The sequence below is a fragment of the Rhodococcus sp. NPDC057014 genome (assembly GCF_042673295.1).
Lineage (GTDB): Bacteria > Actinomycetota > Actinomycetes > Mycobacteriales > Mycobacteriaceae > Rhodococcus_F.
Genome location: NZ_JBHUSF010000591.1, coordinates 1 through 2,161, shown reverse-complemented (window position 1 = coordinate 2,161; position 2,161 = coordinate 1). Strand labels below are relative to the sequence as shown.

At 66.6% G+C, this 2,161-nt stretch carries 2 protein-coding genes and 1 tRNA gene; 2 read left to right on the top strand and 1 reads right to left on the bottom strand.

The genetic code is table 11. From position 1 onward, the window contains the following. Positions 1-24: 24 nt before the first annotated feature. Positions 25-110 (bottom strand) — tRNA-Leu (locus ACFTZB_RS45205). 111 nt (positions 111-221) lie between these two features. Between ACFTZB_RS45205 and ACFTZB_RS45200 the strand changes: the two genes are divergently transcribed. Both ACFTZB_RS45200 and ACFTZB_RS45195 read left to right on the top strand, forming a co-directional pair. Next, entirely contained in the window at positions 222-1,574 is a 1,353-nt protein-coding gene (locus ACFTZB_RS45200; RefSeq protein WP_378442466.1) for a M20/M25/M40 family metallo-hydrolase, read from the top strand. A 33-nt stretch (positions 1,575-1,607) separates the two neighbouring features. After that, positions 1,608-2,138, top strand: a complete 531-nt coding sequence (locus ACFTZB_RS45195; protein ID WP_378442464.1) for a YbhB/YbcL family Raf kinase inhibitor-like protein — start codon at positions 1,608-1,610, stop codon at positions 2,136-2,138. Positions 2,139-2,161: the final 23 nt, after the last annotated feature.

Below are 2,161 nucleotides of genomic sequence, written 5' to 3'. Positions count from 1 at the left end.
CTTTTCGTCTGTCTCAACTCAGAGTGTCCGAGGGGGGACTTGAACCCCCACGTCCGTTAATAGGACACTAGCACCTCAAGCTAGCGCGTCTGCCATTCCGCCACTCGGACTTGCCTGCCCCCATTTCCTGGGTGCTGCAAAAGATTAACCGATGAACCGCCACGGCCCAAATCGCCCCTCTCACCTGAGCGTTTCCGCCTGCCCGGTGGTAGGAAAGTGGAGTGCCAACTACACAGGAAACCCCAGGCCAGGGTCGCGCCGAAGCCGAAGTCGTGGATCTCGTCAGTTCACTGATCCGCTTCGACACGTCCAACACCGGAGAGCTCGCGACGACGAAGGGCGAGCGCGAGTGTGCGGAGTGGGTGGCGTCCCAGCTGCAGGAAGTGGGCTACGAGACCGAATACGTGGAGTCGGGCGCACCGGGCCGCGGCAACGTGTTCGCGCGGCTGAAGGGCTCCGATCCCGACCGCGGCGCACTGTTGCTGCACGGTCACCTCGACGTCGTACCCGCCGAACCGGCCGACTGGCGCGTCCACCCGTTCTCCGGAGCCGTCGAGGACGGTTACGTGTGGGGTCGCGGCGCCGTCGACATGAAGGACATGGTCGGGATGATCCTGGCGGTCGCCCGGCAGTTCAAGGCGGAGGGCATCGTCCCGCCCCGCGACCTCGTGTTCGCGTTCGTCGCCGACGAGGAGGCCGGTGGCAAATACGGCTGCCAGTGGCTGGTCGAGAATCGTCCCGATCTGTTCGAGGGGGTCACGGAAGCCGTCGGCGAGGTCGGCGGCTTCTCCCTGACAGTTGCCCGCCCGGACGGTACCGACCGCAGGCTCTATCTCGTCGAGACGGCGGAGAAGGGTCTGGGATGGATGCGGCTGACCGCGAAGGGACGGGCCGGCCACGGTTCGTTTCTGCACGGCGACAACGCCGTCACCATCCTCGCGCAGGCGGTCGCCCGGCTGGGGGCACACACGTTCCCGCTGGTCATCTCCGATTCGGTGGCCGAATTCCTCGAAGCGGCCGGGGAGGAGACCGGCCTCGACTTCGACCCGACGTCGCCCGACCTCGACGGCACCCTCGCGAAGCTCGGCAAGATCTCCAACATCCTCGGTGCCACGCTCCGCGACACCGCGAACCCGACCATGCTCTCCGCCGGCTACAAGGCCAACGTCATCCCGCAGATGGCGGAGGCCGTGGTCGACTGCCGGATCCTGCCGGGCAGGCAGGCCGAGTTCGAGGCGGCGGTCGACGAACTCATCGGACCGGACGTCCAGCGCGAGTGGATCACGAAACTCGACTCCTACGAGACCACGTTCGACGGGCACCTGGTCGACGCCATGAACGACGCCATCCTCGCGCACGACCCCGGCGCCCGGACCGTGCCGTACATGCTGTCGGGCGGAACCGACGCCAAGGCGTTCGCGAAGCTCGGCATCCGGTGCTTCGGATTCGCACCGCTGCAATTGCCCGCCGACCTGGATTTCGGCGCGCTGTTCCACGGCGTCGACGAACGGGTACCCGTGGACGCACTACTGTTCGGTACACGCGTGCTGGAACATTTTCTGCTCCACAGCTGATCGAAAACCGATACGCGACAAGAGAGGAACCGCATGTCACACGATCCGTACGAGGCACTTCCCGACCTGCCGAGTTTCGAGCTGACCTCCACCGACGTCGTCGACGGGCAGCCGCTGAAGAAGGAACAGGTCAGCGGAATCTTCGGCGCCGGCGGCCACGACAACTCCCCGCAGCTGTCGTGGTCGGGGTTCCCCGCCGAGACCAAGAGCTTCGCGGTGACGGTGTACGACCCCGACGCGCCGACGGCGTCCGGGTTCTGGCACTGGGCGGTCGCCAACATCCCGGCCGACACGACCACGCTGGTGAGCGGCGCAGGCGACGACGAGGGAACCGGGCTCCCCAGCGGTGCGATCACGCTGAAGAACGACGCCGGACTGAGCCGTTTCCTCGGCGCCGCCCCGCCGGCAGGTCACGGCCCGCATCGCTACATCATCGTCGTCCACGCGGTCGACGTGGAGACCCTCGACGGCGTCACGGCCGAGTCGACGCCCGCGTTCCTGGGGTTCAACCTGTTCTCCCACGCGATCGCCCGCGCGACGATCCAGGGGACGTACGAGCAGTAACTCCGGTAGTTCCGGAACAGACC